This is a genomic window from Vibrio sp. TRT 29B02 (assembly GCF_050113655.1).
Classification (GTDB): domain Bacteria; phylum Pseudomonadota; class Gammaproteobacteria; order Enterobacterales; family Vibrionaceae; genus Vibrio.
Map to the genome: position 1 here is coordinate 101,747 of NZ_JBNJOJ010000011.1, position 23,932 is coordinate 125,678.

The following is a 23,932-nucleotide window of genomic DNA, read 5'->3' on the forward strand; positions in this document are numbered from 1 at the left end:
GCTCCAACTCGCAAGTGTGCTATAGTTAACGAGTCAGTTAACAATATTCATCACGGAGAATTTATGAAACGTCTATTCTTGGCTTCGGCTCTAGCGGCGGCATTTTCTGCAAACGCTACTAATCTTGAGGTATCGCTGTTCTATAGCGATGGTTATGTGTCGGATAACAATATCTTAGTCTCAAGCGAAGTTATTGGTTTTTACCGTTCTATCAATGCTGCTAACCATCTATTTAGCGACAACGGTGTAAACCTCACCCTAAAACCCGCAAAAGTTCAAGCGGTGGCAGAAGGGACCTATGCAGCGAACTACAATGTTTGGAACCTTTTAATTGATATGGAATCGGGCTCTTTAGAGTCGCTCACTGATAACGCCGGTCACTTTCAAGTGGGTATTGCTCGTGACACTTACAATGGTAATTCTGGTTACGGTGAGAGCATGACCGAGTTTAAGTACATTGGCTTACGTGGTGGTGGTAATGATTACAAGAAAGTTGCTGTAACGGCTAACGTTCTAAATCGTTATGATGCTAGTGGTTACAAGTACTTTATGGCTCACGAACTGTTGCACACTCTGGGTGGCTCTCACAATGCGTCTGATGCCGCTTTATTCGAATACAATAGCTCTGGCAACAATTACGGCTATGGTGACACTTGTGATGATGCTAGTGCATCATTGATGGATGTTTCTTTCGCGAGTAATAGCTCATCTGTTACTCAAAAGCTGACTGGTGCTACGGGCTGTAATAGCGGCAGTGGTGATATGGTTCGCTTGGTTAATACCTTTGTTTCAGAGGTTCCTAGCCATGCAACCAGCCTAAACATGAACACTCTTGCATTGGTGGTAAGCGAGAATACTACCACCAGCGAATTTGAGTTCACAGTTACTCGCTCTGTTGATACGACAAGCCCTATTACGGCTTACATTCATATCAGTGGTACGGGCGCAACCCTTGGAAATGAACTTCAGCCCGTTGGCGTGTCTTTCTTGGCAAATGAGACATCTAAAACTGTCACAGTACCATTTTCAAGCATCCATCCAATGTTCAATGATGCTGATCCCTATGACGACAAGGTGTATGCAGTCGCGGTTTCTGAAAAAGAGGTTGTAGCTGACCTAGTTGACTTAACTGCAATCAATACAGTATGGACAGGGGACTCAAACTCAGGTTCAGCCTCTAGCACTGGCGGAGAGGGTGGTGGCGGTGGCTCTATTGGGATCTTTGCGTTTATTGCCTTGGCTTTCTTGGGATTAATCCGAAGAGGAAAGTAACCCTCTACCTTGCCTCGCACTACTAACTGACACTCTTTTTAGCCCCTTTGCATGAGGGGCTTTTTCTTGCAAACCACAATTAAAATGCGCTATAATACACATGTCAGTTAACGGAGGCGGTCATGAATTTCTTAGTATCAAATAATCTACTTTCCCCCTTAATTACGGGGCTATTTACTTTGGCAGCAGCACTTATTCCGAGCATTGTTATTTATCTCTTGAGTAAGCGTTTTCTATCAACTAAGCAAACTGACCAAACGTGCTTACATGCGCTAGAAGAGTTAGAGTACACTAAGGCAGTTTTGTCAAAGCTGGACGAAAAGAACGGTGTTTCAGCACGTAAAGCTTCAGAAGAAGTTCGTAAAGAGTTGGGATTAACTTCAAATGGCTTGTTTACTCCCTCAAAGCTTTCAAAAAAGCTTCGCACCTATCGACGCAAAGTTGATAGTTCACTTCCAGTAGTATGATCAGGGCGGCATCGTCGCCCATCGTTTTTCTGTAAAACAGTTTATGGCTCGACGGTTATAACTTACCATAAGAGCAATTGAGCAAAAGCGAGAAATTGAAATGAAAACATCTATTTACAACATTCAAGCGGCAGCGATTGGTACTAAATACTACGAACTAATCGAAGATCAGGTTTCTTCCATTCATGTGGATAACGAAGAGCGTTTAGCTAAAGGGGATTCCGCTCTAACTGAGAGCGAAGCGGTCAGCTCGATAGAAGCCGCTCTAGAGTCTAAAGGTTACAACCTTGACATGGTATTTGAGGCTAAAAACGCATACGAAGATGAACAGTCTCATGAATCGGTAGATTATGGAATTGAGGTCTATGGGCGTCCTGCATTCGATCTCACCTACGAAGTTCGTGATACTATGTACTGCGTGCATGCATGGGGCATTTATCCTGAAAGCAGCGTACTAGCTGGCCAGTCTTGCAAACATTTTGTTGACTCTTTCGAGACAGAAGCCGAGGTACAATCAGCCTTCCCATTGGCCAGAGCAAGTCATCCAATGCTACAACCCCAAAATACATTTGACCATCTACCAGATGGGCCTGATTGTTAAAATCAGGCTTTTTCCACCAGCTATACACGGGTTTCTAGTATGGATAGTCATCACCTAGTGCCAATTAATGGCAATGCACGAAAAGTGACGAGAAAGGCATCAATCCATGATGAGTTTCACTCAAGGTTTCGAGCTAAAAATCTTGGTATTAGTTATTGGTCAAATGCTAAGCCCCACATAGAGACGCCAAACGCTGACAACTTTACCGATCTTACAGGCACCGAATTTGGTCGATTGAAAGTCATTGGTTACTTAGGGCAGAAGAGATGGCAATGTCGTTGTAGTTGCGGTTACTTCGTGAAGCGTAAGAGTGCGGTCATTCTAAAATCTCTAAACGATCCTAGCCAAATGTGTCCCGAGTGCTATGAGCTTTGTGTATTGAAGAGACGAGACATACAACGCAGGACGAGTAAGCCTGCTGATTGGAAATCAATTTAGTACGTAGACATTCTACGAAATCTTCAAGTTAGAGGTGTATCCCTATGGAAATAGTATTGCGCGTTAGAGCAGATGCAGAGCAGTTGATCTATAACTCGGAATTGGCTGATCGAGATGAAGATTGGCTTCTTGAGAATGTTCGAATCAAAATCGATTGCGATTCACTTAAAACGGATTTTCTGCCAGTCAGTGCTATCGATAATTGCCATGGTAGCGGTATAGAAGATTCTCTCAATGGTATTTGGCTATTAACGCCAGAGCGAGAGTATGGATTCTGTGTTAGACCTAATGGTGAGATATATGATTACGTCGCTGACAGGGAAGGGAAAAGCTGCCTGTTTTACCTTAACTCATGACTTTAGAGATAATCGGCCATTGAAGCATTTGTGTAGTGTAATGGTTTATCCACTACTAACTTCTTGTTAACCATATTGAGGTCAACTTAGAATGCAAAATTTAGCGTTACTACTTCTCATTGCAACGTTTATTTTTAGTTTGCTGGCTATAAAGCTAAGGAAAACAGCCTTTAGTCGTATAGCTGTGGTGCTTTTCTTCGCAGCATTTGCGATCATGTTTAGCTCTTAGCTTTTGTCAGTTTTATTGAAAAACCACCAACATTTATGCGGCGGCTCTACTCTTGTATTGCTGCTCTTCCTTGACTATCAGATAATGCTTACCACTGATTGCCCCCTCAATTTTGAAATATAGGTTGACCGATACTTCGCTATATTCGCTTTCAAGCAAAGCAAATGCTTGCTTAGAACCCACATTTATCAGATCTTTTTTAGTGTGTATACCGACTTTCTTTAGCATTCTTTCTATACTCAGGCGCATATTAGGCATATCTTTGATGCGAGTTTGGGCGATAGTGTTCTCTTTTTCTTGTCTGGCTTGCTCGCAGGCTTGCTTTGATGCAGCCAGTAATGCATCAGTGTTATTGAGTAGCTCTGCTGAAATAGGGTAATAACGACTTTTTACTGAGTGCCATCCTTTGGAATTTTCTTTTCGGTAAGTGAGAGGTTCAATTCCTTTAGCATCTAGTTGGTGCTTCTCTTCTTGGCTAACTCTTAGATAAAGATGACCATTCCAATATGCGGCGAATGGGAACCCATTAGAAAAGAAAGTCATTCCTCCAAACATCGAACGCATTTCTTTATTTGGCATATCGATACTATCAAGGATTCGTTGTGCGTCGTGGTTACATCTCATAATTTAACTCTCTATCTAGTAAAATAGCTATTTGTGTATTATATATCACATAACAATTTTGTGATCCATGTTCATTTATTTTCAATAAGACAATTGTTTTTCAATTATTGAAAAGGGCTCCTAAATGCAAGTGGCTAATAGCATTAAAAACCATGCAAACAACCCCGATTTGAGCTACAATTAAATAGTCAGTTAACAAAGGGGTGATTTATGTCATCGTTCAAATTGATTCTTACTAGTCGGGCGACAGCCAGCTTATCTCTATCTGTCGAGTTAACGGATGCAATCTTGACAAGACTAACCGTACTGTTAGAGAGCAAGGGGATTTCTGTTCTAGTTGGTTTGCGCCGCATTCACTTGCGAGCCAAGTATGGGGCGCACCATGAATCATTTGTGAGAGACATTGAGTCAGCCTGTAGCAGTCTATTGGAGGCATAAATATGGATTTCATTAATATTTGGTGCGAAAGCCGAAAGCGTACTGAACAGGAGCTATTTGAGGCAGCTGGCCTATACTGCCAAATCGCTAACGTTGTTTACGCCGCATCGCGAGAGTGTGTACTAAGTCGAAAGTTTGAATATCGTTTTCAAGCAAATCATTCGCAAGTGGTTCGCGATAAAATTAAGCGTGGATTGGATCGTAAAATATCCGGCTGTCATAAGTATGGCCATGATAATGCGCTTGAGCACTTGCATGATGCTATCTTCCAACTCGGTTTTACGAAAAAACCCACCACAAAAGGTTTGTGCCGAGAAATCAATATGTCTGACTACCAGTTACTGTCTGACTTTCATTACTTTATGGCCCAGCACATGTTTGCAAGCCCTTTCATACAAGATCCGTTTGAATTACGAAATTCAGTTTGGGATTTGATTCAGTATTTCCTTTTACTCGACACATTGGAACATGGTTTTGAGAAAGAGTCTTTAAACCGAGTAGCTCATCAGCTACTTTCAAGTCAGAGCGCTGCATTTTTTGAAAACGGGTTTCCGCTGGATTTCTTTGTTCATGATCGCGCGTTCTCATATCCGCACAAAGAGACGGCGATTGCATGCTTCAGAGATTACATTTCTACAGCAATCTTTACTGGTGTAAACGCTTTAATTGAGGCTCAGAATGATGCCCGAGAGTCTAATAAGCTGGTTTTCTCAATAGTTTAATTTCATGAAAGAGGTACTGACGGGGTGCCTCTTTTTTATTTCCACCTTTTTTATTAAAAAGACGACATTTCATAAGGAACTACCATGGCCAAAAAGCTAGAAAAACTCAACAACGATTTTTGGGAAGCTTGTGACCTTGAAGATATTAATCAAGGGGATGTGTTTCGATTGAATAGCACTGCCTACATTGCGAACAGTCCCCCGTCAATCAACAAAGGGGTTCCTACTATTAACGCGCAACCCTATTACTCCGATGCCATCGTGATCCACTTAGGTGATGAACGTAAGCACATCATCATGGCCCAAGATTATGTTGGCAGTGGTGTGACGGAGTTTTCTGATGGAACGTTAATGATAGGGTCACTTGATGGAGGCAATGACGCGATCTATTCCCCACGCCTAACAGTATCGTTACTAGAAGCTTTTTGTGAACAGAATATGGATACCTACAAGCAATTTTTCCACGAACATGAAGCAGCCATAGAGGACGGTCAACACATTCCAATCTCCCGCTTTTGGGAGAGCGAACCCACGCGCTAAATGGCAGTGATACCAACGTTACAAGGAAATTCTCTAATAATTACTCGGCTACTTACTCTTGTTGAAGCTTTTGAAGAAGAATATTATCTAATTGATGCGATTAAGCTAGGCGCTAATATGTAATTCGGAAAAGTCATGGTTGCCAACTTTGTATACAGAGCTTATTAAACAAATGAGTCAGGGTAGTTCGTAACAACCACGCATGCTGAGAGGAAAAAATGCAGAACAAATACACATGGGTAGCCTTTAACCTTATAGCGTCGATAGGTGCTTGTCTTTATGTACTTTTCTTTAAAGAGGTGCCTAGAAGTACGGATGGTAGCTTGAATATCACTAATAGTGCAGCTCTGGTTCTTGTGGCCATATACGGGGGCGTGGTGTTCTGGGTCTACAGAAGCATTATCTATTCAGAAGCATTATCTATTGGCGTACGTGCATTCAAAGTGACGACTCAAATTTTGATAGAGTCGTGAAGGAAGTCACTAGTCAAAGTGAAGAAACCACGCAAGAAGTTAAGTAAGGGCTGAAGGCCATGTATAGCACTCAAGCTGTTGAGAATATTAGAAGGTCATTACTAGAAACTAATGGGGTTAATTTGGCTTTCTGTGTTTGCGATAACAAGAAGCTTGACTCAATTATACTGGCCTATCGCCATGGTGATATTTCTCTTGAAAACGCGGCTAAGCAGGCTCTATCAACCATTATCGAACAATTCCATGTGCAAGAAGGAGAAGTTCGTGTCTAATTCAAAATTTGCAATTGGTCAGAGAGCGTTTGTTTCATCCCTTAACCCTAACCATAGCATTACCAAGAGGCAAGTTTTTTTAGGGAGAGTGGTAACGGTTATTAATGTTAGTGAGCAGAAAAATGGCTTTAGATATTTCATTCAACTCGCTACTGATAAGCGTTTTACGATGTTCATTTTAGAAAGGCATTTGGAGCATTTAAGCGATCAAGAGCTTCATCCTAGAGATAGAGCAAATTTGCGGGTTAAACATGCTAACGAAATCCCTCTGTTTGATAAGAAACGATTGCCGCTACCAGACCAAGAGCAAATGTTATGGGATGCTTACATGATTCTTGACCACGGCGGTTATGATGAACGCTTATCAATGCTAGAAAAGCTTGAAAATTATTTTGAAAGAGTTGGCAAGCCAACCAAAGATAATTAAGTGTATTGACGGAATAAGAAATTTCAGAACATTTAACGGAAAACGTCACTCTCATAGAATGGCGTTTTTTTCTAATAGGTGTGAGGCTAGCTTACTTTCGAAAGGTTTTATTGTAAAACATCACAAGGCGAATATCGAAAGACAACAAAGTTTGATACCACGTTTTCCCTGCGGGGGGGGAGTCGACGATTAGGAAAATATTGATCTTTAAGAACATACCAATGTTTTTCCGTCGAACGCCCCCTTTTTGATAAAGAGTTTAATTAGAGTGTTCTAAGCACTTGCTCTTTTAATCCGTTCTCGTACTGCTTCAATGGGTAAATGAACATGTTTGGTTGAAGCTTAGATTGAATCATCCCTGCATCAAGGTAGAACTGTTCTCGTCCTTCTCTTGACTGCAAGAATAGTGCATATACGCCTACGTCTCTTGATGCCAAGAAAGCCTGACGAATCGCCCGACCAAGAAGCCACTTGCCTAGACCTTGACCTTGCGCGCTTTGACATACAGCTATCTTGCTTAACAAGATACAAGGTACAGTCCTGTAGGGACATTTCCTTCGTTCACTATTGGTGAGGTGTGCTTTCTCAAACGAGCTACTGGCCAGAGTAAAATAACCAATAACTCGTTTGGGTTCACTTTTGTTCTCAGGCTCTACAATACATAGGTGCGGAATGGCTATTTTCCTCGCACTCTCTTTGTGCATCGAATTGTTGAGGTAATCATTCAATACCTCAACGCCACAATTGAACTGTGAAAAGTCGTAGTTTGCTTCTGGGTCGAAACGTTCGACCGTTACTTTTTGATCTTGACCGTCCAAGATTCCTCCAAAGACATACCAATGATTTCCTGCATTAGTTCGTTTGGATCTGCTGGGTTCTCAAGGGCGTCCATTACAGACTCCCATTGGCTTGCTTCCACCTGTAGACGCTTATGTTCGTCTACAACCTCTTGAGCCTTTGATACCGCAGTTTCAGACACAAATTTACTTACAGTAGTGTTAGACAGTATTGCCGCCTCTTCCAAAGTGTTTTTCTCACTCTCAGAAAGGCGAAACTCAACTCTCTCTTTTTTTAGTGCGCTCATTTTTTCTCCTCGCGCATGTGCGCTCGGCTACCTCTCACTCGATGAATAACAGCTTGCAATTAGGGTTCGCAAGCCAACTCCAATAAAAAATTAAATAGTATAGATAGTATCTTATATGTACGGGTTTTAACCGGACAGGTTAATATTCGTATGGATTGACGTTAGTGTCAACTGGTTTGTCCGTTATTTTGCCGTACATGTCAATTTTAGCTTGTAACGGGAGAGCTGCATTCCTCAAGTTAGTATAGAAACAGCACACGCACTACGCTTGGATGTTTGGAGTTGTGCCTGTTTATCAACGCATTGATTCAAAAGGCCAGATAGAGGAAATGTGTACTCGAAATTATGTGCCAGTATGGACAGGGCAATTAGCTCGCTTCCTGTATCGAATTTTCGCGTTGCCAATTGAGTTTATTGGTCAAGGTGAGCGCTTCGTGCAGCATTGGTTCAAAATCACCGGAACGATCAAGTAACGAGAGGGAAAGAACGCTATGAAAACACAGCTTTTTTATAGTAAACCGATAGGAATTAAGAACAATTAAAACAGCCCTTTATGACCAACAACCAAATTTATGATTAAGGAATGATTTGGGCTACTACAAATACCAGAGTAGCAATCGCAAGCACTAAACTTGTCAGTTGCTCAATAACGGTTTTTCTACTCTTGGCAATTATGAGTTCTGTGTAGCGTTCCAGAACCAAAGCGATAGATTTTGCGGTTTGGTCGATCAATGCCATTAATGGCAGAGTAAAGCAGTAAGGCTTTTTCATAGTAATTTTCTATAACTATAAAAATAATTCCACCAGCACTGCAATAGGACTAAGTATATTTTTCAGAAAAAGTAGAGCAAGCGTACTTCACTTGCTCTTAACGCAGCTTACTTGCTTCTTATAGTCTTTTGGATGGCCTCATTGACCTGTTCCTCTATTCCTTTTCGGAAATTGGGTACTATGCGCTCGATACGATCTAAATGTCGCAATGCGCTTGCTCCTGCTAAGGATGCTAATAGTAGATGCAAGCTCTCATTGTCATGCTGGCAAGTGATGAGTTCACTCTCCGGCTCTTGATAAAAAAATGCGGTATTCTCGTACAACTCCACTCGTAACATGGTAAGAGCTTCATTCACGCTAGGATCAATGAAATGCTTATGCTGCATTGTAGTTGTAACAGCGTTTAGATACTCCTTAACGCATGTTTCGATTAATCGCATATTCTTATGCCGAGTAGAACGGAGAGCCTCTATTTTATCGAGAATCTCCATGATCGTTTTTACAGGATGGTTAAAGAAGCTTGGGCACCGTTCAGTCGTTATTAGCCCCCTTTGACCTCGTCTGTATTGCAGCGCCAACTTAAACCGTTCTTTGGCCATCTGCATTCTATTGGCGTCATTTGACTTTCGGTAATCTAAGTAACGTAACAATTGCTTAGTGGCCTGTATGTGCCAAAAAAGCCGGTTTTCAGCAGGAAAATAACCAACACCAGTCGGCATTAACTCAAAGCCATTTCGTTTATTGTTGGTTTCTAGCGTTCTCGCGCAGCCGTCGTTGCTATACCATGCTCGACTGAGCATGAAAGGCTTGATCTGGCACCACATGAACTTGTCCGGTTCAAGCATTCCTCCGAGTTGTTGTTTGTTGTATTGCTCCTTTTCCCATTCCGAGCTTAAAGGGTGTAGCGCCCCTGTCACCTCAAGTGACTTGGAATATATATAGATCACAAAAGACCTCCAGTGTTCTGACATTTTCACTGACAGTATAACGCCTCATTCCATTGTGTGCTATAGTTAAGTAGTCATTTAATCAAAAATAACGGGAAGGGCAACTTCCAATCAATACATCTCTATTGAGTGTTTTGTTATTAGAAAGTATCAAAGATTTCACCTCCAGACTACTAGTGTGAGGCCTAATATATTGTCTGGTATATGGTTAATGTCAGAGAGAAATAAAATTTATTTCAATAAGTGATTGCGAGTTGGATTTTTGTGTGCCATTATTAAGTTGTCATTTAGTTGTAAGTAATTGAATCTATTTTGTTGTGAGGGCTTTTACTGTAAAACTATGATGTATATGTATTGGAACTGTATCAGCGGGGTTATTTTTGATGTCAAAGGTATTTGCTGTAAAGAAATTAGATGGCTCTATTGAAGTTAGTGTATTCGAGAGTCAGAAAAAGTTTTCCGCTGAGCACTCTTGGGTTGATAATGACTTTACGGAAGTGCTGCTTTCTAAACACGCAGACATCAACGCTCGCTATGCTACTAATCACGCCTTAGCTGAAGCAATTGACTTGGCCGCTCCTTCGCCTCGATCGCCTGATTCTTTTAGGGTTCATATTGGCTTCACTGCACTAGAACACTTGACGCTGGTGTTGTTGTTTAGAAAGTTACTCTCAGAGAAAGGCTCGTATGCGAAAATGGAGGTGCTAGAAAGCGTTCCAGTCGAGCTATTTAGTAACGAGGGTTATTTGGAGCTAATTAAAGAGCGTGAACAAAGAGTCACGAAAAAAACTCGTCAAAAAGGGCTACAAGCTGCAGACGATAGCCAGCAGCAAAATTTGCCTTTGGACACAGCCAAACTAGTTAACGCGCTTGAGAGTGAACTAGCGGAAATTAAAGTACAACAGTCTGACGCGATGAAGCGCAATGCACCGCTTGAAGCAGTGGAGCACTCGTGTGAGGTGAAGGCGTATACCAAATTATTGAGACTAATCCGTACTGGCCAGTTTCATGTAACCGAATAACTGACGAAAGGCAACGAGCTAAGCCGCTGTGATAACTGACATACTCCGATTTGCTTAGCACTACCGTTGTCGCCTCTGTAGCCCCCTTTCTAATTGATTGGGGGCTTTCTTTTACTTGTTAGTTTGTGCTAAAATTAAACTGTCAGTTAATAATAGAGGTTTCTTATTATGGGTTCTATACATTCCATTTCTGTTCCTTCAATGATAGCGAAGCTCAAAGAGCAAAATCTTGATTTTGAGTGGTATCCAACAACAGAACAAATTCTTAATATCGTGAAATGGTCTATACGTCGTGACTTTCGTGTTGATGATAATAAAGAGCCTGCTTGTTCAATTTTAGATATCGGGGCAGGGGATGGAGCCGCACTCAAATTCTTAACTTCAGGCCCACGTTACGCAATAGAGAAAAGTCGCCCCCTTGTTGAATCAATGGATGCGTCGATTGCCACGATAGGCAGCGATTTTCATCAGCAGACGTTAATAGATAAAAAGGTTGATATGGTGTTTTGTAACCCTCCTTACTCTGAATATGAAGACTGGGCTACAAAAATCATTGCAGAAGCCAACGCAAAATATATCTACTTAGTGCTCCCTGTTCGCTGGGAAGATAGCGAGGCTATCCAAACCGCGATTGAGTTGCGTCAGGCCACTTCTGAAATTGTCGGAAAGGGCACTTTCCGAAACGCGCAGCGAGCTGCTCGATGTGACATTCATGTTATCCGTCTATCTCTCGTCGCTCACTCTTACTCTCTAGATAAACGCACCCAGAAAGTAGATCCGTTTCAACTTTGGTTTGATAAAAGTTTCTCGACTAGCACTCAATCAAAAACTCAACAAGAGGCACAGAAAGCTTTTGATGAGGCAAAGGCAAAAAAAGCGGAGCAAGAGAAAGAACGAAACGAACTTATTCAATCAAGCGGGTTAGTTGATGCTCTGTATCAGTTGTACTGCCACGAAATGAACGAGCTGCTCGATACTTATAAAAAATTGACTTCAATTGATGCGGCGCTATTAAACGAGGTTGGAATTGAGCTGGTGGCGGTGCAGCAGGGTCTGCAGTTGAAAATCGAAGGATTGAAGAATCGTTATTGGCGTGAGTTGTTTGACAACTTAGATACGGTCACATCAAAGCTTACCGATGCATCTCGTAACCACCTACTCGATACGCTTTTCGCTAAAACTTATGTCGACTTCAGTCCTCAGAACGCCCACAACCTTCTTGTATGGGTCATTAAAAACGCTAACGAGTACTATGACCAGCAATTAATCAAGCTGGTAGACACAATGGCAGAAGCGGCCAACGTGAAGCTCTACAAGAGCAATCAGCGCACATTCACAAAACAAGAGTGGCGTTATTCGTATACTCCAGAATGGCTATCGCACTACAAGTTGGAGCTTCGAGTGATCCTAACGGGTAGCAAAGCAACTAAGCCATCCTTCATACAAGATATATTGACCATCGCGAGCAACTTAGGTTACGACACATCAAAGACAGTGTGGCCAGCGAAAGGTGAATGGGTATATGGGCAACCAGAAACATTCACTTACTTCAACCACACTAAGGGGGAAACCTTGGAGCTGATGCAAGTTAAGATGTTTCAGAATGGCAACTACCATATCAAGTTTAATCAAGAGTTCTTACTGCGCCTTAATGTTGAGTTTGGCCGTTTGTCGGGGTGGATTCACAACGCCCAACAAGCGCATGATGAGTTGGATATACCCTTAAAGGCAGCGCAAAGCCATTTCGGTAAGAACTTACAGCTGACAGTTAACCCAAGCATGCTGTTAGAACATAAGAGCGAGTAGTCAGGTATGTACCGGATGGTCGAACGATGTCCGGTGCTTCATTACACGAAGCAAAATACAACTGATTTCCCCCTCATTGCACCGCTAAGGGGATACCTGAATTTATTATAAGGACCGCAACATGGCTTACAGTTTCGAAGTAAACCGCTGTCTTGACGACTATACGCAAGATGAACTTCACCAGTTTAAATCAATAGGCGAGATGAGAAAGTTCATCGATTTACATCCTAGCTATCCAATGGAGGTGACTGTTTACGAGAATGGAGAACAGATCATTACTCTTTGTCATGCGACCTACTGGCAAGGTGAAAAGCACCCTACGCTGAAACAGTTAATCTCTTGATAGCTGGTGGCTGTTTTTCAATAAAACCAAACTATAAGAACGGATTTACAATCATGTCATCAAATACAATTATTCGCTATTTCAAACGAGTTGCTGGACCTGAAGACAAAGCGCAAGAAGTGGGATACCGGTTATCTGCTCAAGGTTATTCGGTGGACGCCTTTGCTCGCGTCGTATGCGTTAACTCAGCCAAAAACGCCAAGCGCTTAGTTACTCAATCTGAAGCCCATAATCTCATCGATTCACTATCCTCTGAGCTACAGTCTGAGGTTACTGAAGAGAGCGTTAAGGGATGTGCTCGAATTGATATTGTTTACGAGACGGTATAGCAATGGACAAATACTCTCGGCAAAAACTGCGTAAAGTGGTCAGTGATACTACAAATGCGTCATTAAGTGCGCTTATTGACGACTTGCATGGCAAAACACGCGCGAACGATGTCATCGATAACACCCTGCAGGATATCAACACGCCAATTCTTAAGTGTTGTCACAACGACATTGCAACGTTGGCCAAGTGGATTGAAGAATATGCGTTTAAGAGCGGGGGGCTTATTTTGCCTAGTGGCGGCATAGAGACCTTTGGTGGCGGAGTAGTGAGCGCTAAGAACCTACCATTTGTCTTCAAGGCACGTCTCAGCAAGGAGGATAAAGAATCACTCTCTGTGCTGCATAACTCGATCAAGCTGGCCATACTACAGTCGAAGCGCGTGAGAAGGATTTGGGATAAAGCCTGCAGCGCTAGAGAGTGTCAGGAGCTTCTAGTACAAATGCTGGATGTTGAATTACAAATTCTTGAACTGATTTAATTGATAAGGGACCACAGTGGACAAATCCATCATTAGCGAGCTTGAATCCTGCTTTCTTGTGACACTGTCACCCAGAGAGGTAAAGTCTATACGACGTGAATCCTTTACGCTACCGAGTGGTGACACGTTAGAAGTCGGTGACTGTTTTACCGAAATAGGGTCGAGTGGGTCCGCAGGTAATCAGCCAATAGTACTTACACCGCCTTGGGTCCAGCGTTATCAAGGCTTACTTTCGACGAGTGCAGAATGCTTTGAATGGCTACCTAGTTGCTGGGACCAGCGTGACTTTGTCCTGTTCGATGCATTCAATAGCCACGATCTTAATGATGGGTACATAGAGCCAGCTTATCGTGCGAAATGGACAGGAACCCGCGATCTTAAGGATGGTTACTACATGGCCTATTTGCGACAGCCGGATAACAGTCTATTTCATACTCGCGGCAGTGCTTCATCAAGTGTTTGCAAAGGTACAAGCCTAACCAGATGGTATCCAGAAAGTTAAGCCACCAGCTGAAGGTATAGGTCCCTCCTAAACTCCCATGGTCCCGCTGATCTCCTATTAAGGTTTTCTAATAAGAAGTAGCGCTTTGTAAGAAGCGTACTTTTTCTGTAAAACCATTCAATGGCGACATTTTCCCCCTATAGTGTTAGAGTCTCCCTTGTCAGTTAACACGTTGTTATCACACGGTTTTTTGTGATTTCAGCACTAATCGGAGCAATACTATGATTATCAATTTAGATATAGCAATTAGCAGACTTGAAGCCATAACGGATTCAGCCAGAGCGTTATCCGCTTATCAATCTCTAGAGCAAATTAATCAAGCGAACTGTAATTCAGTGTCGCAGATGCTTGAAGGACTTCAAAATTATCTACCAGATCACATGAGTGTCGACGCACCAACGGCGGTTCACGTCTCAGGCAAAGGTGAGGTTACACGAAATGACGTGAACGGTAATGACCATTTTAGTGTTGAGTTTGAAGTGAATGGGCTTGCTACGTTTGCTATTAGCTATGTATTGGTACGCCATACAATTGAATGGGCGACAGAAGAGTGCTCAGCGTCGATTTCCAGTTGTGAGTCACCAGAGCTATGTGACGCTCTTCAACGCTATTTAACGGATACCTCTGACGATATTGCATTTGCTATCGAATTCGGTGGTTACGATTTATTTAATACCCCGTGTCGTCCATCTATTGATGACCACTCAATGGGGCTAATTGAGCAATTATGCCTACAGCCAGCTTCTGATTTGGTGGAGGTGTCTCATGCCTAATTGGTGCTCGAACGCATTGCATGTAAGAGGGAACACAGACGAAGCACAGAACGTGATCGATTCACTTCTGGATGGCTCGATAGAAGATCGTACAACAGAAATGACTTATAAACTGCGAAAAATGTTACTCGCTGGGCTGTCAGGTTTACTCCATCCCCACACATCGACACCCCCAGAGCTATTAGAAGCGGTCGGTCAGCTAAACCCTGCTTTAGTCGTATCATCGAGACGGAATTCGCTAGAGTCGTTAGCATATACCCAGTTTTTACTTGAACTCGTTGATGGAGTGATAACTCCTGAGCGTTACAGTCACATCAATCGAATCTATGACCAATCTAACTTGGCGAACGTGTGGTATGGCGACATCCCTAAACCTATACGTAAAAAGATGGCGCATATGTGGCGAACGTGTCAGTACGATTTTTCAGGTATGTTTAATCGTAATATCGCAACATGGTGGTCTAAACCTAGAGTCTGGCAACCAGAACAGACAGCAAGCAGTTTTAATATTCAATTGATGTACGAGTTGCCCGTATGCGTCATGGTTAACGGCTTTAATGGTGGGCATCTAAGCTGTTCAACTGAGTATAGCTTTAATTGCAATGTGATCGGCATCAAATGGACAACCTTAAACATCGAGTTGATTGAGAATGGCAATTGGGTATTCGATACGCCTTGGTCTCCACCAATGGGGTTATTAGATGCAATCCCTAATTATGTTGCTAAACAACTAGGGGCAGAGCCAGACAGTGAGCTGGTTGACATCACCTTGTATTACTATGAGTCTGGGTGTGCATTTCAAGGAATTAATGACGAAGTGTTTGAGTACATCTGTGACTATGATGATGAGTCCGACGAGTGGACATCTAATCTATTGCCAGAAATCGAATTAGCTTTTTTTGGTTAGGTACTAGCAACTAGCTTTTTCCAATAAAACCGCCTCAGATTTGTGGCGGTTTTATTGGGTTATCTGGCAGCTCTTTTTTAAATAAGACACTGGTTTTCTAAGTATTGTAAAGCTATTTCTCCTTTAAATTCAATACGATAAATTTCATAAATTGTGCTATAGTTGATATGTCAGTTAATAAATCATTTCGAGGCAGATTATGCACACACCGTCATTGGAAACCGTTACATCTGAGTTATCAAGCTATGGTGAAACTAGCGCAACAATTGGATCTTTCTATGTATCGATAGCTTACGTTGAAGATAGCTCTATGTTTGACCCCCGCGAACATGACAATATTGCCGTCCTTGCATTAGAGCACCGCCGTTACACATTGGGCGACACTAATGGTCTAGAGCTTCTAGAGGATGCTTTAAGCAGCATTTTGGATGACTATGGAGTTAATGAACATCATGAGTTATCCGGAGAATCCAGAGGTTCCAAAATCAATATGATGATTTCTTTACTCCCAAGCGAAGCAAGCAAGGAGATCATTATCTTACCAGTCTACCTATACGACCATAGTGGTTTAGCTATCAGTAGTACACCTTTTTCATGCCGTTTTGATAGCGGGTGTATTGGATGGGCATTTACAACGCCTAAGATACTGAACGAATTAGGTCATTCGTTCACTGACTTTTCTAACAAGAAAGACAGAACCGAGATTACATCATGGTTAAAAAGTGAAATCCAAATGTATGACTCTTATCTACAAGGCTCAGTTTTCGAGTTCACCGTCACAAATGAAAACGGGGAGCATGCTGATAGCTGTATGGGTTTCATTGGCGATCACGACCTCAGTGGTTTGTTTGAATCGGTAACAGATTCACTATCCAACCTCGTGAGGGCTGAGCACGAACTACTGGAAAATCAAAAGGCGAGCTATTTAAAACAGCTAAAAGCGTTGATTAAGAATCGAGTACCGCTTTCAGTTCGTATGCCAGTGCTAGCCGAACGAAATCCATATCACTTAGCTTAGTTAGGATCTGCGCTCTAAGTGGTTAGGGCGCAGCCACCAATCACTTTTACAGTAAAACATAGAGTAGGAGGCAAAGGATGTTTTGTGTTAACTGCGGCAGTATGAATGTGGACACTACGACCCAAAGGAACGAAAGTGCCCTTATTCAACGAGGGGAACAAGATAGCAATGGCAAATATCCAGAAGAATTCTACGCCGTCATTTTGGAGTGTGAAGATTGCGGCGAAGAAATGTGTAAGGTTTAGCCGGTTGGGTAGAGAGCTTAAAGCAATACAATAAACTAAAGGGCGACGCCCTTTTTTTTGTGCCCTCTGGTAGCTCCTTATTTTTAATAAGACTCTTTTTTTAAAAAGCGTATACGAGCCTTTGTTTGAAAATCAACAAGATAATCCTTTTTAAGTGTGCTATAGTTAATCGGTCAGTTAACACAAACAGTTATGCGACCACCAGCTAACTGTTCCTTTTTAAGAAAAACTCAGAGGCACTAACTATGAAAATTACATTTGGCGAGACTTACCGCACTGCTTGCGCTTCAACCAGTAACATCACATTTCAAGATACTCAATCACTTGACCGAATGCTAAATCAAAGCTGCGCAATGGTTGCTAAACGTCCTACTGGATACTTTATTAAGCTTTTCGAACATGAGAATGATTCATCTAATTACTATCCAAACTTTTCGGATGATTTCAATAATCTATTGTTAGCTGCGGCACAGCAGGGCTATCAGTGCTTAGAGCTAGATAGTGCTGCGAACAAAGCCGACAACGCCCCATGTTTTAACTGGTAAACCACGGAGCGAATCGTCATGAAGATCTCTAACCTCAACGCACTGAAAGAAACCGTTGTAGCAGCGCGAGAAACACTCGCTTTCATGAACGCTGATACGGATAAGGTTAATTGCCTTATTGAAGCCAAGGACTGTATAGAAATGGCTTTGGATGACTTAAAGCAAGATGGAGTCGACAAAGGAGGACTATCAGCAATCCAGTCACTAGAGGATGCAGTTCGATGGCTGGAACGCGCGCAAGAGTTTGCTATCAGAGACACGAAAAAAGAGGCGAATGTTGTCGATGAACTAATCGCTTCACAGTGTCGGGCAATTATTCCTATGGCAGATAGCATTATTAACAATTCGCTATCAATGTAAGGTCATAGTGCTACTACACACTCACCCGTTGCGCCTATCAATCAGGCGCAATCCCTATCAAGCCTAGACAGACGGAGTAAGAGATGGACAACGATAAGCTAGTACCAAATGCCAATTGGCAGACTCAACAGCGCGGCTCTAATGATGCTGAATATCAGATCTACTTAGCATGTGCCGATGACGGAAAAGGAAACGATATTACTACGGGTAAGCCATTAAAGACCTACAGTGAATGGTTAGCTAGTTAGCTTAACCGCTGCGCTTTGCTGGTGGCATAGCGCATCATTACGTTTTCTTATAAAACTTAACAAGCACGAGCGAGAAGGAAGTTTGTAAATGGGATATGAAATCAAAGGGTTCGTTTTTAATGAGATAGGCGATCTAATAGCCCAGCCAGAAAACCCATCACTGGAGCTACTAAAAACAACTCTAGATTTACTGTATAAGCAACAGTCCTACATTCGAGCGTCTCGCATTCAGCATCTGATAAACGTTATCGAAATGGCTTAATTTACTAGAGCTAAAGTATCAAAAAAGGGCTACCAACTTGGTAGCCCCTTCTTTCTCTGGCATTCCTTACAGTGCAGCAACACCAAAAAGGGAGTTCGCAAAGTTGTCGAACTGGCTACGTCGAATTTCCTGAGAAACCTCAAGCATCTTCTTTAGAATGACAATAATATTTGCACTGGTGTGCAGATCATCAAGATACAGATCATAGATATACTCACCATCAAACTCGATGCGAATATGTTGTTCGAATACTTCATAGGTATACAGCTGATTGCTTGCCGCACGTAGTAACTGATTACCTTCCACAATTCGAGCTTTACGGCTTTCGCCTTCTTCAATGTCTCCAGAAAAATAAACGATCTTAGTCACGCCTTGCAGTACACCACTAAGCGCTTCGTTGTTTAGCTCCAAGTCAAAACTAAGCGCATTGCTAATCGCTTGGGTTGCCCATTGGTCTGCCTTCTCTTGAACGGCTTTAGGGATAAACTGAATTACGTTTCCTGCTTGCATAATCGCCTCGCTGAATGTTGTTAACTGACACTAGCATTATAGCTCACTATTGCGTTTTTTTGTAGCTAATACGATTAAATTTGACCCGCATCTCATTCTCTAAGTTTCTGTTTTACAAGAAGACGATGGTTTACCAAGGAACGGCCTTGAGGGGTGGTTTTACTGTAAAACTATCTTGTTTTATTTAGCTGGTGGGCGTTGAATGATTTCTATAATGTGCTATATTTAACAAGTCAGTTAACACATCGTTTTTCATTCAGCGGAGGCGCGTTATGATTTCTAATTACCAAGGTCTAGTATTTGTTGGTCAACCTGTTTACATGAGCCTGTATAACACGGGTTTTGGTTACGTCGTGGAAGTAGGAGAAGGCTGTAATAAGGGCGATTGCAAGAACGTTTGCGGCGTTTTGCACTCGGGTGGTGGCGACGTTAAGCTGGTGTTCAAAAACGGTACTGTGTCGAATTATCCTGAGTCTATGCTTCGCAGTGGGGTTCAATGTGGCGTATTGGAAGGAGAGCCTGCATCTAGTGACGACCTGATTGCTTTGTTAGAGAACGCCGAAAAAGTGGCAGCGGAGAAAGCAGAGCAGGAGCGCCAAGAGCAAGAAGCGTTTCGCGTAGCTGTTAGCAAGGTAGGCGATGAGTATCCGCACCTTAAGCAGCTTAAAGACAAAGAACCGCGCCGCTCAGAGTTAGCACATGTAGCGGACAATATTCGTAAAGAGCTAAAGCCATTAGGCAAGTTTTCTGTACGTACTCGTCATTCCTCTGTCTATGTATCTTGGGAAGATGGTGCCAACATGGATGCAGTCAAGGCTATTACCGATAAATACAAAGGCGGCTCATTTAATGGCATGGAAGACATTTACGAGCACAGCGAGAGCGCATTTAATGCGGTGTTCGGAAGTGCTAGCTACATATTTACCGATCGCACATTTAGTGACAAGGCAGTGCAAGCGGTATGCGATAAGATTGCATCTCGTTTTACTCATAAGCCAACAGTCGAAGAGTACCGCACAGGCCGCTTAGATTTCCGCTATGAAACGGAATTCCATAAAGAATTGAAGGCTTATCATGTAGTGCCAGAACAACCAGCTGGCGAGACTAAAGCGGCGAAAGCTGTCAAGGCGCAGACAACTATCCCAAGTGACGCAAAGGTACATAGTGCAGTCGACAACTTCACAGTGAGCGAAGAAGAGCACACCAAGACGCATGCAAAGTTGTTTGTCGTTCGCTTGCAGGGTCGTGTAGAGCGTGAAACATTCACATCTCTTCGCTCGTTAGCTAAGCAGTTTCAAGGTTACTGGAGCAAATTTAAAGGCGGTTTTATCTTTGCTTCTTTATCGGATGCTGAGGCGTTCATGAGCTAGATAACCAGTTACCGTCACTAAGCCAGCGAGACTAATGCGCTGGCTTAGTTTTTTTGAAAAAGCGCGTATATGGTTGAGTTATCCTAACTGAGATAAAGCTGTAAAATCCCCACGATTGTGCTATAGTTAACTTGTCAGTTAATTAACGCTCTCGGAGGCACCATGACATTATTAACTTTTCCTGCTATTCAATGTATCCACTCTGACTCTAAGCCAGAAGTTGAGATCTTCTATCAAACCCCAGAATTATCTCGTGAGATGTGCGGAATGCCTGCGCTTTACAAAGCTTCTCACCCTGAAATTGTTTTTACCCCAGAGCAAGAATTCATTGCTAATGCTGGTTATGTGTCATTGGGTACGATCAACACTGATGCAGATTTAGAAAGCTTGTTCTCTCTATTTCAGGGCGAGAACTGGAGCCCAAACGGAGAAGCTCGCGATTTAATCAAATCTAAAGGGCTGACTCATACATCTATGTCAGTTGGTGACGTTGTTCGAACAGGGGACGCCTACTGGTTGGTTGATTTCATTGGCTTTAAGCGTGTTCAGGAATTCTTGAGCTAATGCAGCTGGTGGAGTTCCTAAGCTTACGAACTCCACCAGCTTACCTTTTCATTTAATATTACTCACACATACATTAACGGAGATGTCAGGATGAACGAGAGCGAAGCGAGAGTGTTTTTTGAGTGGGCAGAAGAACACCTAAAGGGATTCACAGTTGAAGACTGCGAAGAATCTACTCACTACTACCTCAACGGGGTGCTGGTGGGTGGCTGGGCTGGTGATACTCGCCAGACCTTCTATAAACAAAATGATGAACTTGCTAAAGGGTTACGCATGTTTGACGCTTACAATAAATCCTAGACGCATCTAGCCCCGAACAAAGCCAGCTAAACCGCTGGCTTTTTTTGTGCCTGATGAGTGGAGGGCGGCACCTCTTATTTTTAATAAGACAGTTGTTTTTAAAGGTACGGCACTGAGGTTCGTTTTTCAGTAAAACCTTAATTTATATGGGTTTGGTCACGCAATATTTCGTTAACTGTGCTATAGTTAACTTGTCAGTTAACAGTAATCACGACTAAGGAGGTCGCCATGAACCTGACAGCCATTTCTAGTATGACCATTCGCCAAATTGAGCTTTCGCGCGAAATAGCGGAGCACGATTACCTTGCAGGCGTAACGGAATGCCCTTTTGAGCTTAATGGCCCAGAATCAGCTATTTGGGAATCTACCATCGAAGAGTTGCGTACTACAGCGCAGCCACAGCACTAATTGTAATGGGGAGAAAATGACCATGCCTTGCGAAAACTGCATTAACGAGATATGCCAAGCAAAATGCAAACGCCCTTTAGAGGTTGCGATCTTCTCCCCGTTTTATATTGGTGAGCCTAAACACGAAGGAGAGCCGGACTTACTCAAAGGTAACGAATGCGAGCCTCTCTATATTGGGGGGGTCGAGTATCCAGCCCCTAGCATTGGTTGGACACATGAGCTTATCCATAAGTATTGCGCAGCCTATGAGCGCAATTTTGGCTCGTCCACCTATTGGGATATCTACATTGGTTCGCAATGGGTAGGTAGTACCGAAATTTAAAGGAGTACATGAGAATGCTTTCAGATAACCAAGTAAAACAGATTCAGCCAGCAATCTCGGCTTTTTCTTCTTACGTTACATCACCAAGTGAAGAGCAAAAGTCTCTCATTGAACAGGCTCGCAAAGAGGGCTTAGTTGTTGTTCGTGCAAAATACTTAGTGAGCTGGACTGATAAGGGGATTGCCCGTTTTAGAAGCGCCAACGGTTATAGCTGATTTACTCGATGTGTCTGTCAATCAGGCGCATCCGGTAAGCTTTCTAATCCACACCAATGACGGATAAACAGGAGTTACCTAATGATGACTAAACTTTTAATCAAACATCACGGAAAGACGGGAGTTAAGTAATGCCAACTTATCAAATCCAGAAACACGAAGTAATTGGTCGTCACAACAAATGGACGCAGGCATTTGGGTTAAAGCCTCGTTCTTTTCTTCGAGCTGATGGTGAGTCACCAGCTGGTCGTGAAGCTGCCATAGACAAATTTCTGCTAGATACCAAACGCTGCAAGAAGAATCTTATCTTAGTTGAGCATCCCGATTTCGGTCATGGCTGCACCATTATTGCAGAAGTTAACCCAAAGCATAATGTTCAGGAAATTGCGTCAGAAATCATCGGAGGTAAACACTCTGAATTATTTACGGTACTTCAATCTAGACAGCCTGTCACAGATTTTGGAGAGGGTTCAGAAAGTGATCGTGTGATTCGAATCTCTGTCGCGCTGTCTCAGTTCGTCTATCCAGATGAACGCGAAAAGCTCATTGAACGAAAGTAACCAAACTAGAATGGAACGACCAATTATGGCTAAGACATTACTTACAAAGAGCTGGAACAAAGAGAGATATGAGAAAGTTGAGACTTTCCGCACTGTATCGCTGTGCTTTAGAGACTTTTCTCTACACTGCTATTACTGTTTCGATGTTGATGGGTGGTCAGTGGGTCTTGGTTGGCTGCAACTTTCTTGGGGGACGTTCTCGCGTCCAGTTAAATCAATAGAATCACAGAAAGAATGAGGTCAACGACGATGACTCAATCAAAGACACTTGATGCAAATGAAGCACCTAAAGGCTTTTATGCAGTCCTTAAAAGCGACTTTACTAATCCAACAGGCGATTACCCAAATATCTGTACGCATTGTGACTGGCGTAAACAGTGTTGCGATCCGAAAACAGATTTTCACTTGAGAGGTCATCGATGCTTGAGTACCCCATTGGTTACGGCGAATGGGGAGACAGCTGAACGTAATGATGGCTGTTCAGTTGTCTTTAAACGAATCGAACTAAGCTAGCTTGTAACCTTCAGCTTGTAAGTTTGATCGCTTTATCCAAGTTCGCACCTATATCTCTAATGCAAAAAATGGTCAGCTTGCTGATAGCAGCAAGCTGGTTTCCCTCACTCCTGTTTGTTTCGATAAAAAGATTTAGGCTTGATATGAAGTTGAAAGAACGAGATCCACGAATCGCAGAGCAACAAGGCCATTACCATTCAATGGCTGAGTACTGTCGCCTTAAGAAGAATATTGAATTAAATCTTCAGCCTATCCCAAATGGTAAATTTCATAAGCTTGCCAAAAAACTTGAGAACACGTTGCCTCGTGGATTACGTACTGCTGGTGGCTTGCTCACAACAGAGTTGCTACTAGAAATCACCAATGATGAAAAGCTAGAGGAATTGAGCCGAAAGTAACTCAAGCTAGGGAGTTATCCGGTCAATTGCAGAGAGTCGTTTCGCACACAATCAAAGGGCAGTGTGCAGACGAACCGCCAGATTTTCCCCTCCATCAATTCATCAAACTTGCTGCCTACCTATTTATAAGAAGACGAAGTATTTATTAATAAGTGGTATTGGGGGGCAGGGGTTTTTCAGAAAAACACTTCAATAAAACCAAAATAAAACTAGATAAAATAGAATTGTGCGCTATAATTAAGTTGTCAGTTAACAAAACCCACAGCCACAGG

40 protein-coding genes are annotated in these 23,932 nt (G+C 42.5%); 34 read left to right on the top strand and 6 right to left on the bottom strand.

The genetic code is table 11. The features are described from left to right. Window positions 1–63: 63 nt before the first annotated feature. From ACQEXT_RS08970 to ACQEXT_RS08990, 5 genes are all read left to right on the top strand, one after another. Window positions 64–1,272 carry a hypothetical protein gene (locus ACQEXT_RS08970; protein WP_426951641.1) on the top strand — a complete coding sequence of 403 codons (1,209 nt, stop codon included), beginning with the start codon at window positions 64–66 and terminating at the stop codon, window positions 1,270–1,272. Between the two features lie 122 nt (window positions 1,273–1,394). Further along, window positions 1,395–1,739, top strand: coding sequence for a hypothetical protein (locus tag ACQEXT_RS08975; protein WP_426951642.1), 345 nt, complete (start codon window positions 1,395–1,397; stop codon window positions 1,737–1,739). Window positions 1,740–1,839: 100 nt separating this feature from the next. After that, on the top strand, window positions 1,840–2,340 hold the full coding sequence (locus tag ACQEXT_RS08980) for a hypothetical protein (RefSeq protein ID WP_426951644.1): 501 nt from the start codon (window positions 1,840–1,842) through the stop codon (window positions 2,338–2,340). Window positions 2,341–2,379: 39 nt separating this feature from the next. After that, window positions 2,380–2,778, top strand: a complete 399-nt coding sequence (locus ACQEXT_RS08985) for a hypothetical protein (protein ID WP_426951645.1) — start codon at window positions 2,380–2,382, stop codon at window positions 2,776–2,778. A 44-nt stretch (window positions 2,779–2,822) separates the two neighbouring features. Then, a complete protein-coding gene (locus tag ACQEXT_RS08990; protein ID WP_426951647.1) occupies window positions 2,823–3,134 on the top strand; it encodes a hypothetical protein in 312 nt (103 codons plus the stop codon). Between the two features lie 262 nt (window positions 3,135–3,396). On the opposite strand, the gene ACQEXT_RS08995 is transcribed toward ACQEXT_RS08990, so the two are convergent. Continuing rightward, window positions 3,397–3,987 carry a TfoX/Sxy family DNA transformation protein gene (locus ACQEXT_RS08995; RefSeq protein ID WP_426951648.1) on the bottom strand — a complete coding sequence of 197 codons (591 nt, stop codon included), beginning with the start codon at window positions 3,985–3,987 and terminating at the stop codon, window positions 3,397–3,399. Between the two features lie 210 nt (window positions 3,988–4,197). Between ACQEXT_RS08995 and ACQEXT_RS09000 the strand changes: the two genes are divergently transcribed. From ACQEXT_RS09000 to ACQEXT_RS09025, 6 genes are all read left to right on the top strand, one after another. Further along, complete coding sequence (locus ACQEXT_RS09000) at window positions 4,198–4,425, top strand: hypothetical protein (RefSeq protein WP_426951650.1); 228 nt, start codon at window positions 4,198–4,200, stop codon at window positions 4,423–4,425. Between the two features lie 2 nt (window positions 4,426–4,427). Continuing rightward, a complete protein-coding gene (locus ACQEXT_RS09005) occupies window positions 4,428–5,147 on the top strand; it encodes a hypothetical protein (RefSeq protein ID WP_426951651.1) in 720 nt (239 codons plus the stop codon). An 84-nt stretch (window positions 5,148–5,231) separates the two neighbouring features. Further along, on the top strand, window positions 5,232–5,687 hold the full coding sequence (locus tag ACQEXT_RS09010) for a hypothetical protein (RefSeq protein WP_426951653.1): 456 nt from the start codon (window positions 5,232–5,234) through the stop codon (window positions 5,685–5,687). Between the two features lie 218 nt (window positions 5,688–5,905). Continuing rightward, window positions 5,906–6,160 carry a hypothetical protein gene (locus ACQEXT_RS09015; protein WP_426951654.1) on the top strand — a complete coding sequence of 85 codons (255 nt, stop codon included), beginning with the start codon at window positions 5,906–5,908 and terminating at the stop codon, window positions 6,158–6,160. 59 nt (window positions 6,161–6,219) lie between these two features. Next, window positions 6,220–6,432, top strand: a complete 213-nt coding sequence (locus ACQEXT_RS09020; protein ID WP_426951656.1) for a hypothetical protein — start codon at window positions 6,220–6,222, stop codon at window positions 6,430–6,432. Continuing rightward, entirely contained in the window at window positions 6,425–6,859 is a 435-nt protein-coding gene (locus ACQEXT_RS09025) for a hypothetical protein (protein WP_426951657.1), read from the top strand. Before ACQEXT_RS09020 ends, ACQEXT_RS09025 begins: the two co-directional genes overlap by 8 nt. Window positions 6,860–7,122: 263 nt before the next feature. Here the strand turns inward: ACQEXT_RS09025 and ACQEXT_RS09030 are convergent, their stop codons facing one another. The 4 genes from ACQEXT_RS09030 to ACQEXT_RS09045 form a co-directional block, all read right to left on the bottom strand. Next, a complete protein-coding gene (locus ACQEXT_RS09030; protein WP_426951658.1) occupies window positions 7,123–7,677 on the bottom strand; it encodes a GNAT family N-acetyltransferase in 555 nt (184 codons plus the stop codon). Continuing rightward, window positions 7,653–7,943, bottom strand: coding sequence for a DUF1778 domain-containing protein (locus ACQEXT_RS09035; protein WP_426951659.1), 291 nt, complete (start codon window positions 7,941–7,943; stop codon window positions 7,653–7,655). Before ACQEXT_RS09035 ends, ACQEXT_RS09030 begins: the two co-directional genes overlap by 25 nt. Window positions 7,944–8,519: 576 nt before the next feature. Continuing rightward, window positions 8,520–8,714 (bottom strand): hypothetical protein, encoded by a 195-nt coding sequence (locus ACQEXT_RS09040; RefSeq protein WP_426951660.1) that lies wholly within the window; start codon window positions 8,712–8,714, stop codon window positions 8,520–8,522. A 107-nt stretch (window positions 8,715–8,821) separates the two neighbouring features. Further along, complete coding sequence (locus tag ACQEXT_RS09045; RefSeq protein ID WP_426951661.1) at window positions 8,822–9,661, bottom strand: hypothetical protein; 840 nt, start codon at window positions 9,659–9,661, stop codon at window positions 8,822–8,824. 383 nt (window positions 9,662–10,044) lie between these two features. Between ACQEXT_RS09045 and ACQEXT_RS09050 the strand changes: the two genes are divergently transcribed. The 13 genes from ACQEXT_RS09050 to ACQEXT_RS09110 all read left to right on the top strand — a co-directional run bounded on the left by ACQEXT_RS09050 (window position 10,045) and on the right by ACQEXT_RS09110 (window position 18,500). Continuing rightward, window positions 10,045–10,683 carry a hypothetical protein gene (locus ACQEXT_RS09050; protein ID WP_426951663.1) on the top strand — a complete coding sequence of 213 codons (639 nt, stop codon included), beginning with the start codon at window positions 10,045–10,047 and terminating at the stop codon, window positions 10,681–10,683. 168 nt (window positions 10,684–10,851) lie between these two features. Then, window positions 10,852–12,489, top strand: coding sequence for a DUF4942 domain-containing protein (locus ACQEXT_RS09055; RefSeq protein ID WP_426951665.1), 1,638 nt, complete (start codon window positions 10,852–10,854; stop codon window positions 12,487–12,489). A gap of 121 nt (window positions 12,490–12,610) precedes the next feature. Next, window positions 12,611–12,832, top strand: coding sequence for a hypothetical protein (locus ACQEXT_RS09060; protein WP_426951667.1), 222 nt, complete (start codon window positions 12,611–12,613; stop codon window positions 12,830–12,832). Window positions 12,833–12,885: 53 nt separating this feature from the next. Then, window positions 12,886–13,161, top strand: coding sequence for a hypothetical protein (locus ACQEXT_RS09065; protein ID WP_426951669.1), 276 nt, complete (start codon window positions 12,886–12,888; stop codon window positions 13,159–13,161). Between the two features lie 2 nt (window positions 13,162–13,163). Beyond that, on the top strand, window positions 13,164–13,640 hold the full coding sequence (locus ACQEXT_RS09070) for a hypothetical protein (RefSeq protein ID WP_426951671.1): 477 nt from the start codon (window positions 13,164–13,166) through the stop codon (window positions 13,638–13,640). A gap of 16 nt (window positions 13,641–13,656) precedes the next feature. Beyond that, window positions 13,657–14,142: a hypothetical protein gene (locus tag ACQEXT_RS09075; RefSeq protein WP_426951673.1), complete on the top strand. Its 486-nt coding sequence runs from the start codon at window positions 13,657–13,659 to the stop codon at window positions 14,140–14,142. A 221-nt stretch (window positions 14,143–14,363) separates the two neighbouring features. Then, entirely contained in the window at window positions 14,364–14,915 is a 552-nt protein-coding gene (locus tag ACQEXT_RS09080) for a hypothetical protein (protein ID WP_426951674.1), read from the top strand. Continuing rightward, window positions 14,908–15,822: a hypothetical protein gene (locus tag ACQEXT_RS09085; protein ID WP_426951676.1), complete on the top strand. Its 915-nt coding sequence runs from the start codon at window positions 14,908–14,910 to the stop codon at window positions 15,820–15,822. Before ACQEXT_RS09080 ends, ACQEXT_RS09085 begins: the two co-directional genes overlap by 8 nt. Before the next feature lie 199 nt (window positions 15,823–16,021). Beyond that, window positions 16,022–16,840: a hypothetical protein gene (locus tag ACQEXT_RS09090; RefSeq protein WP_426951677.1), complete on the top strand. Its 819-nt coding sequence runs from the start codon at window positions 16,022–16,024 to the stop codon at window positions 16,838–16,840. 490 nt (window positions 16,841–17,330) lie between these two features. Next, entirely contained in the window at window positions 17,331–17,630 is a 300-nt protein-coding gene (locus ACQEXT_RS09095) for a hypothetical protein (RefSeq protein ID WP_426951679.1), read from the top strand. A gap of 18 nt (window positions 17,631–17,648) precedes the next feature. After that, complete coding sequence (locus ACQEXT_RS09100; RefSeq protein ID WP_426951681.1) at window positions 17,649–17,990, top strand: hypothetical protein; 342 nt, start codon at window positions 17,649–17,651, stop codon at window positions 17,988–17,990. 83 nt (window positions 17,991–18,073) lie between these two features. Continuing rightward, entirely contained in the window at window positions 18,074–18,238 is a 165-nt protein-coding gene (locus tag ACQEXT_RS09105) for a hypothetical protein (RefSeq protein ID WP_426951683.1), read from the top strand. A gap of 88 nt (window positions 18,239–18,326) precedes the next feature. Then, window positions 18,327–18,500 (top strand): hypothetical protein, encoded by a 174-nt coding sequence (locus ACQEXT_RS09110; protein WP_426951685.1) that lies wholly within the window; start codon window positions 18,327–18,329, stop codon window positions 18,498–18,500. A 66-nt stretch (window positions 18,501–18,566) separates the two neighbouring features. Here ACQEXT_RS09110 and ACQEXT_RS09115 read toward each other — a convergent pair whose 3' ends face one another. Further along, window positions 18,567–19,010, bottom strand: a complete 444-nt coding sequence (locus ACQEXT_RS09115; protein WP_426951687.1) for a hypothetical protein — start codon at window positions 19,008–19,010, stop codon at window positions 18,567–18,569. A gap of 272 nt (window positions 19,011–19,282) precedes the next feature. Between ACQEXT_RS09115 and ACQEXT_RS09120 the strand changes: the two genes are divergently transcribed. The 10 genes from ACQEXT_RS09120 (at window position 19,283) to ACQEXT_RS09165 (ending at window position 23,660) form a co-directional block, all read left to right on the top strand. Next, entirely contained in the window at window positions 19,283–20,380 is a 1,098-nt protein-coding gene (locus tag ACQEXT_RS09120; protein ID WP_426951689.1) for an LPD29 domain-containing protein, read from the top strand. Window positions 20,381–20,542: 162 nt separating this feature from the next. Beyond that, window positions 20,543–20,944: a hypothetical protein gene (locus ACQEXT_RS09125; protein ID WP_426951690.1), complete on the top strand. Its 402-nt coding sequence runs from the start codon at window positions 20,543–20,545 to the stop codon at window positions 20,942–20,944. Between the two features lie 90 nt (window positions 20,945–21,034). Beyond that, entirely contained in the window at window positions 21,035–21,244 is a 210-nt protein-coding gene (locus tag ACQEXT_RS09130) for a hypothetical protein (RefSeq protein WP_426951691.1), read from the top strand. Between the two features lie 228 nt (window positions 21,245–21,472). Next, entirely contained in the window at window positions 21,473–21,652 is a 180-nt protein-coding gene (locus tag ACQEXT_RS09135; RefSeq protein ID WP_426951692.1) for a hypothetical protein, read from the top strand. A gap of 16 nt (window positions 21,653–21,668) precedes the next feature. Beyond that, the gene (locus tag ACQEXT_RS09140; protein WP_426951693.1) at window positions 21,669–21,974 is read left to right on the top strand and encodes a hypothetical protein; all 306 of its coding nucleotides are present in this window, start codon (window positions 21,669–21,671) and stop codon (window positions 21,972–21,974) included. A gap of 14 nt (window positions 21,975–21,988) precedes the next feature. Then, entirely contained in the window at window positions 21,989–22,189 is a 201-nt protein-coding gene (locus tag ACQEXT_RS09145) for a hypothetical protein (protein WP_426951695.1), read from the top strand. 131 nt (window positions 22,190–22,320) lie between these two features. Beyond that, on the top strand, window positions 22,321–22,749 hold the full coding sequence (locus ACQEXT_RS09150; RefSeq protein WP_426951696.1) for a hypothetical protein: 429 nt from the start codon (window positions 22,321–22,323) through the stop codon (window positions 22,747–22,749). Between the two features lie 25 nt (window positions 22,750–22,774). After that, on the top strand, window positions 22,775–22,987 hold the full coding sequence (locus ACQEXT_RS09155; protein ID WP_426951697.1) for a hypothetical protein: 213 nt from the start codon (window positions 22,775–22,777) through the stop codon (window positions 22,985–22,987). Window positions 22,988–22,998: 11 nt separating this feature from the next. Continuing rightward, window positions 22,999–23,262, top strand: a complete 264-nt coding sequence (locus ACQEXT_RS09160; protein ID WP_426951699.1) for a hypothetical protein — start codon at window positions 22,999–23,001, stop codon at window positions 23,260–23,262. A 143-nt stretch (window positions 23,263–23,405) separates the two neighbouring features. Further along, window positions 23,406–23,660 (top strand): hypothetical protein, encoded by a 255-nt coding sequence (locus tag ACQEXT_RS09165; RefSeq protein WP_426951701.1) that lies wholly within the window; start codon window positions 23,406–23,408, stop codon window positions 23,658–23,660. Window positions 23,661–23,932 lie beyond the last annotated feature (272 nt).

Coding starts and splice junctions, on each gene's coding strand:
- ACQEXT_RS08970 (WP_426951641.1), top strand. CDS start 64: ATGAAACGTCTATTCTTGGCTTCGGCTCTAGCGGCGGCATTTTCTGCA.
- ACQEXT_RS08975 (WP_426951642.1), top strand. CDS start 1,395: ATGAATTTCTTAGTATCAAATAATCTACTTTCCCCCTTAATTACGGGG.
- ACQEXT_RS08980 (WP_426951644.1), top strand. CDS start 1,840: ATGAAAACATCTATTTACAACATTCAAGCGGCAGCGATTGGTACTAAA.
- ACQEXT_RS08985 (WP_426951645.1), top strand. CDS start 2,380: ATGGATAGTCATCACCTAGTGCCAATTAATGGCAATGCACGAAAAGTG.
- ACQEXT_RS08990 (WP_426951647.1), top strand. CDS start 2,823: ATGGAAATAGTATTGCGCGTTAGAGCAGATGCAGAGCAGTTGATCTAT.
- ACQEXT_RS08995 (WP_426951648.1), bottom strand. CDS start 3,987: ATGAGATGTAACCACGACGCACAACGAATCCTTGATAGTATCGATATG.
- ACQEXT_RS09000 (WP_426951650.1), top strand. CDS start 4,198: ATGTCATCGTTCAAATTGATTCTTACTAGTCGGGCGACAGCCAGCTTA.
- ACQEXT_RS09005 (WP_426951651.1), top strand. CDS start 4,428: ATGGATTTCATTAATATTTGGTGCGAAAGCCGAAAGCGTACTGAACAG.
- ACQEXT_RS09010 (WP_426951653.1), top strand. CDS start 5,232: ATGGCCAAAAAGCTAGAAAAACTCAACAACGATTTTTGGGAAGCTTGT.
- ACQEXT_RS09015 (WP_426951654.1), top strand. CDS start 5,906: ATGCAGAACAAATACACATGGGTAGCCTTTAACCTTATAGCGTCGATA.
- ACQEXT_RS09020 (WP_426951656.1), top strand. CDS start 6,220: ATGTATAGCACTCAAGCTGTTGAGAATATTAGAAGGTCATTACTAGAA.
- ACQEXT_RS09035 (WP_426951659.1), bottom strand. CDS start 7,943: ATGAGCGCACTAAAAAAAGAGAGAGTTGAGTTTCGCCTTTCTGAGAGT.
- ACQEXT_RS09040 (WP_426951660.1), bottom strand. CDS start 8,714: ATGAAAAAGCCTTACTGCTTTACTCTGCCATTAATGGCATTGATCGAC.
- ACQEXT_RS09050 (WP_426951663.1), top strand. CDS start 10,045: ATGTCAAAGGTATTTGCTGTAAAGAAATTAGATGGCTCTATTGAAGTT.
- ACQEXT_RS09055 (WP_426951665.1), top strand. CDS start 10,852: ATGGGTTCTATACATTCCATTTCTGTTCCTTCAATGATAGCGAAGCTC.
- ACQEXT_RS09060 (WP_426951667.1), top strand. CDS start 12,611: ATGGCTTACAGTTTCGAAGTAAACCGCTGTCTTGACGACTATACGCAA.
- ACQEXT_RS09065 (WP_426951669.1), top strand. CDS start 12,886: ATGTCATCAAATACAATTATTCGCTATTTCAAACGAGTTGCTGGACCT.
- ACQEXT_RS09070 (WP_426951671.1), top strand. CDS start 13,164: ATGGACAAATACTCTCGGCAAAAACTGCGTAAAGTGGTCAGTGATACT.
- ACQEXT_RS09080 (WP_426951674.1), top strand. CDS start 14,364: ATGATTATCAATTTAGATATAGCAATTAGCAGACTTGAAGCCATAACG.
- ACQEXT_RS09085 (WP_426951676.1), top strand. CDS start 14,908: ATGCCTAATTGGTGCTCGAACGCATTGCATGTAAGAGGGAACACAGAC.
- ACQEXT_RS09090 (WP_426951677.1), top strand. CDS start 16,022: ATGCACACACCGTCATTGGAAACCGTTACATCTGAGTTATCAAGCTAT.
- ACQEXT_RS09095 (WP_426951679.1), top strand. CDS start 17,331: ATGAAAATTACATTTGGCGAGACTTACCGCACTGCTTGCGCTTCAACC.
- ACQEXT_RS09100 (WP_426951681.1), top strand. CDS start 17,649: ATGAAGATCTCTAACCTCAACGCACTGAAAGAAACCGTTGTAGCAGCG.
- ACQEXT_RS09105 (WP_426951683.1), top strand. CDS start 18,074: ATGGACAACGATAAGCTAGTACCAAATGCCAATTGGCAGACTCAACAG.
- ACQEXT_RS09110 (WP_426951685.1), top strand. CDS start 18,327: ATGGGATATGAAATCAAAGGGTTCGTTTTTAATGAGATAGGCGATCTA.
- ACQEXT_RS09115 (WP_426951687.1), bottom strand. CDS start 19,010: ATGCAAGCAGGAAACGTAATTCAGTTTATCCCTAAAGCCGTTCAAGAG.
- ACQEXT_RS09120 (WP_426951689.1), top strand. CDS start 19,283: ATGATTTCTAATTACCAAGGTCTAGTATTTGTTGGTCAACCTGTTTAC.
- ACQEXT_RS09125 (WP_426951690.1), top strand. CDS start 20,543: ATGACATTATTAACTTTTCCTGCTATTCAATGTATCCACTCTGACTCT.
- ACQEXT_RS09130 (WP_426951691.1), top strand. CDS start 21,035: ATGAACGAGAGCGAAGCGAGAGTGTTTTTTGAGTGGGCAGAAGAACAC.
- ACQEXT_RS09135 (WP_426951692.1), top strand. CDS start 21,473: ATGAACCTGACAGCCATTTCTAGTATGACCATTCGCCAAATTGAGCTT.
- ACQEXT_RS09140 (WP_426951693.1), top strand. CDS start 21,669: ATGACCATGCCTTGCGAAAACTGCATTAACGAGATATGCCAAGCAAAA.
- ACQEXT_RS09145 (WP_426951695.1), top strand. CDS start 21,989: ATGCTTTCAGATAACCAAGTAAAACAGATTCAGCCAGCAATCTCGGCT.
- ACQEXT_RS09150 (WP_426951696.1), top strand. CDS start 22,321: ATGCCAACTTATCAAATCCAGAAACACGAAGTAATTGGTCGTCACAAC.
- ACQEXT_RS09155 (WP_426951697.1), top strand. CDS start 22,775: ATGGCTAAGACATTACTTACAAAGAGCTGGAACAAAGAGAGATATGAG.
- ACQEXT_RS09160 (WP_426951699.1), top strand. CDS start 22,999: ATGACTCAATCAAAGACACTTGATGCAAATGAAGCACCTAAAGGCTTT.
- ACQEXT_RS09165 (WP_426951701.1), top strand. CDS start 23,406: ATGAAGTTGAAAGAACGAGATCCACGAATCGCAGAGCAACAAGGCCAT.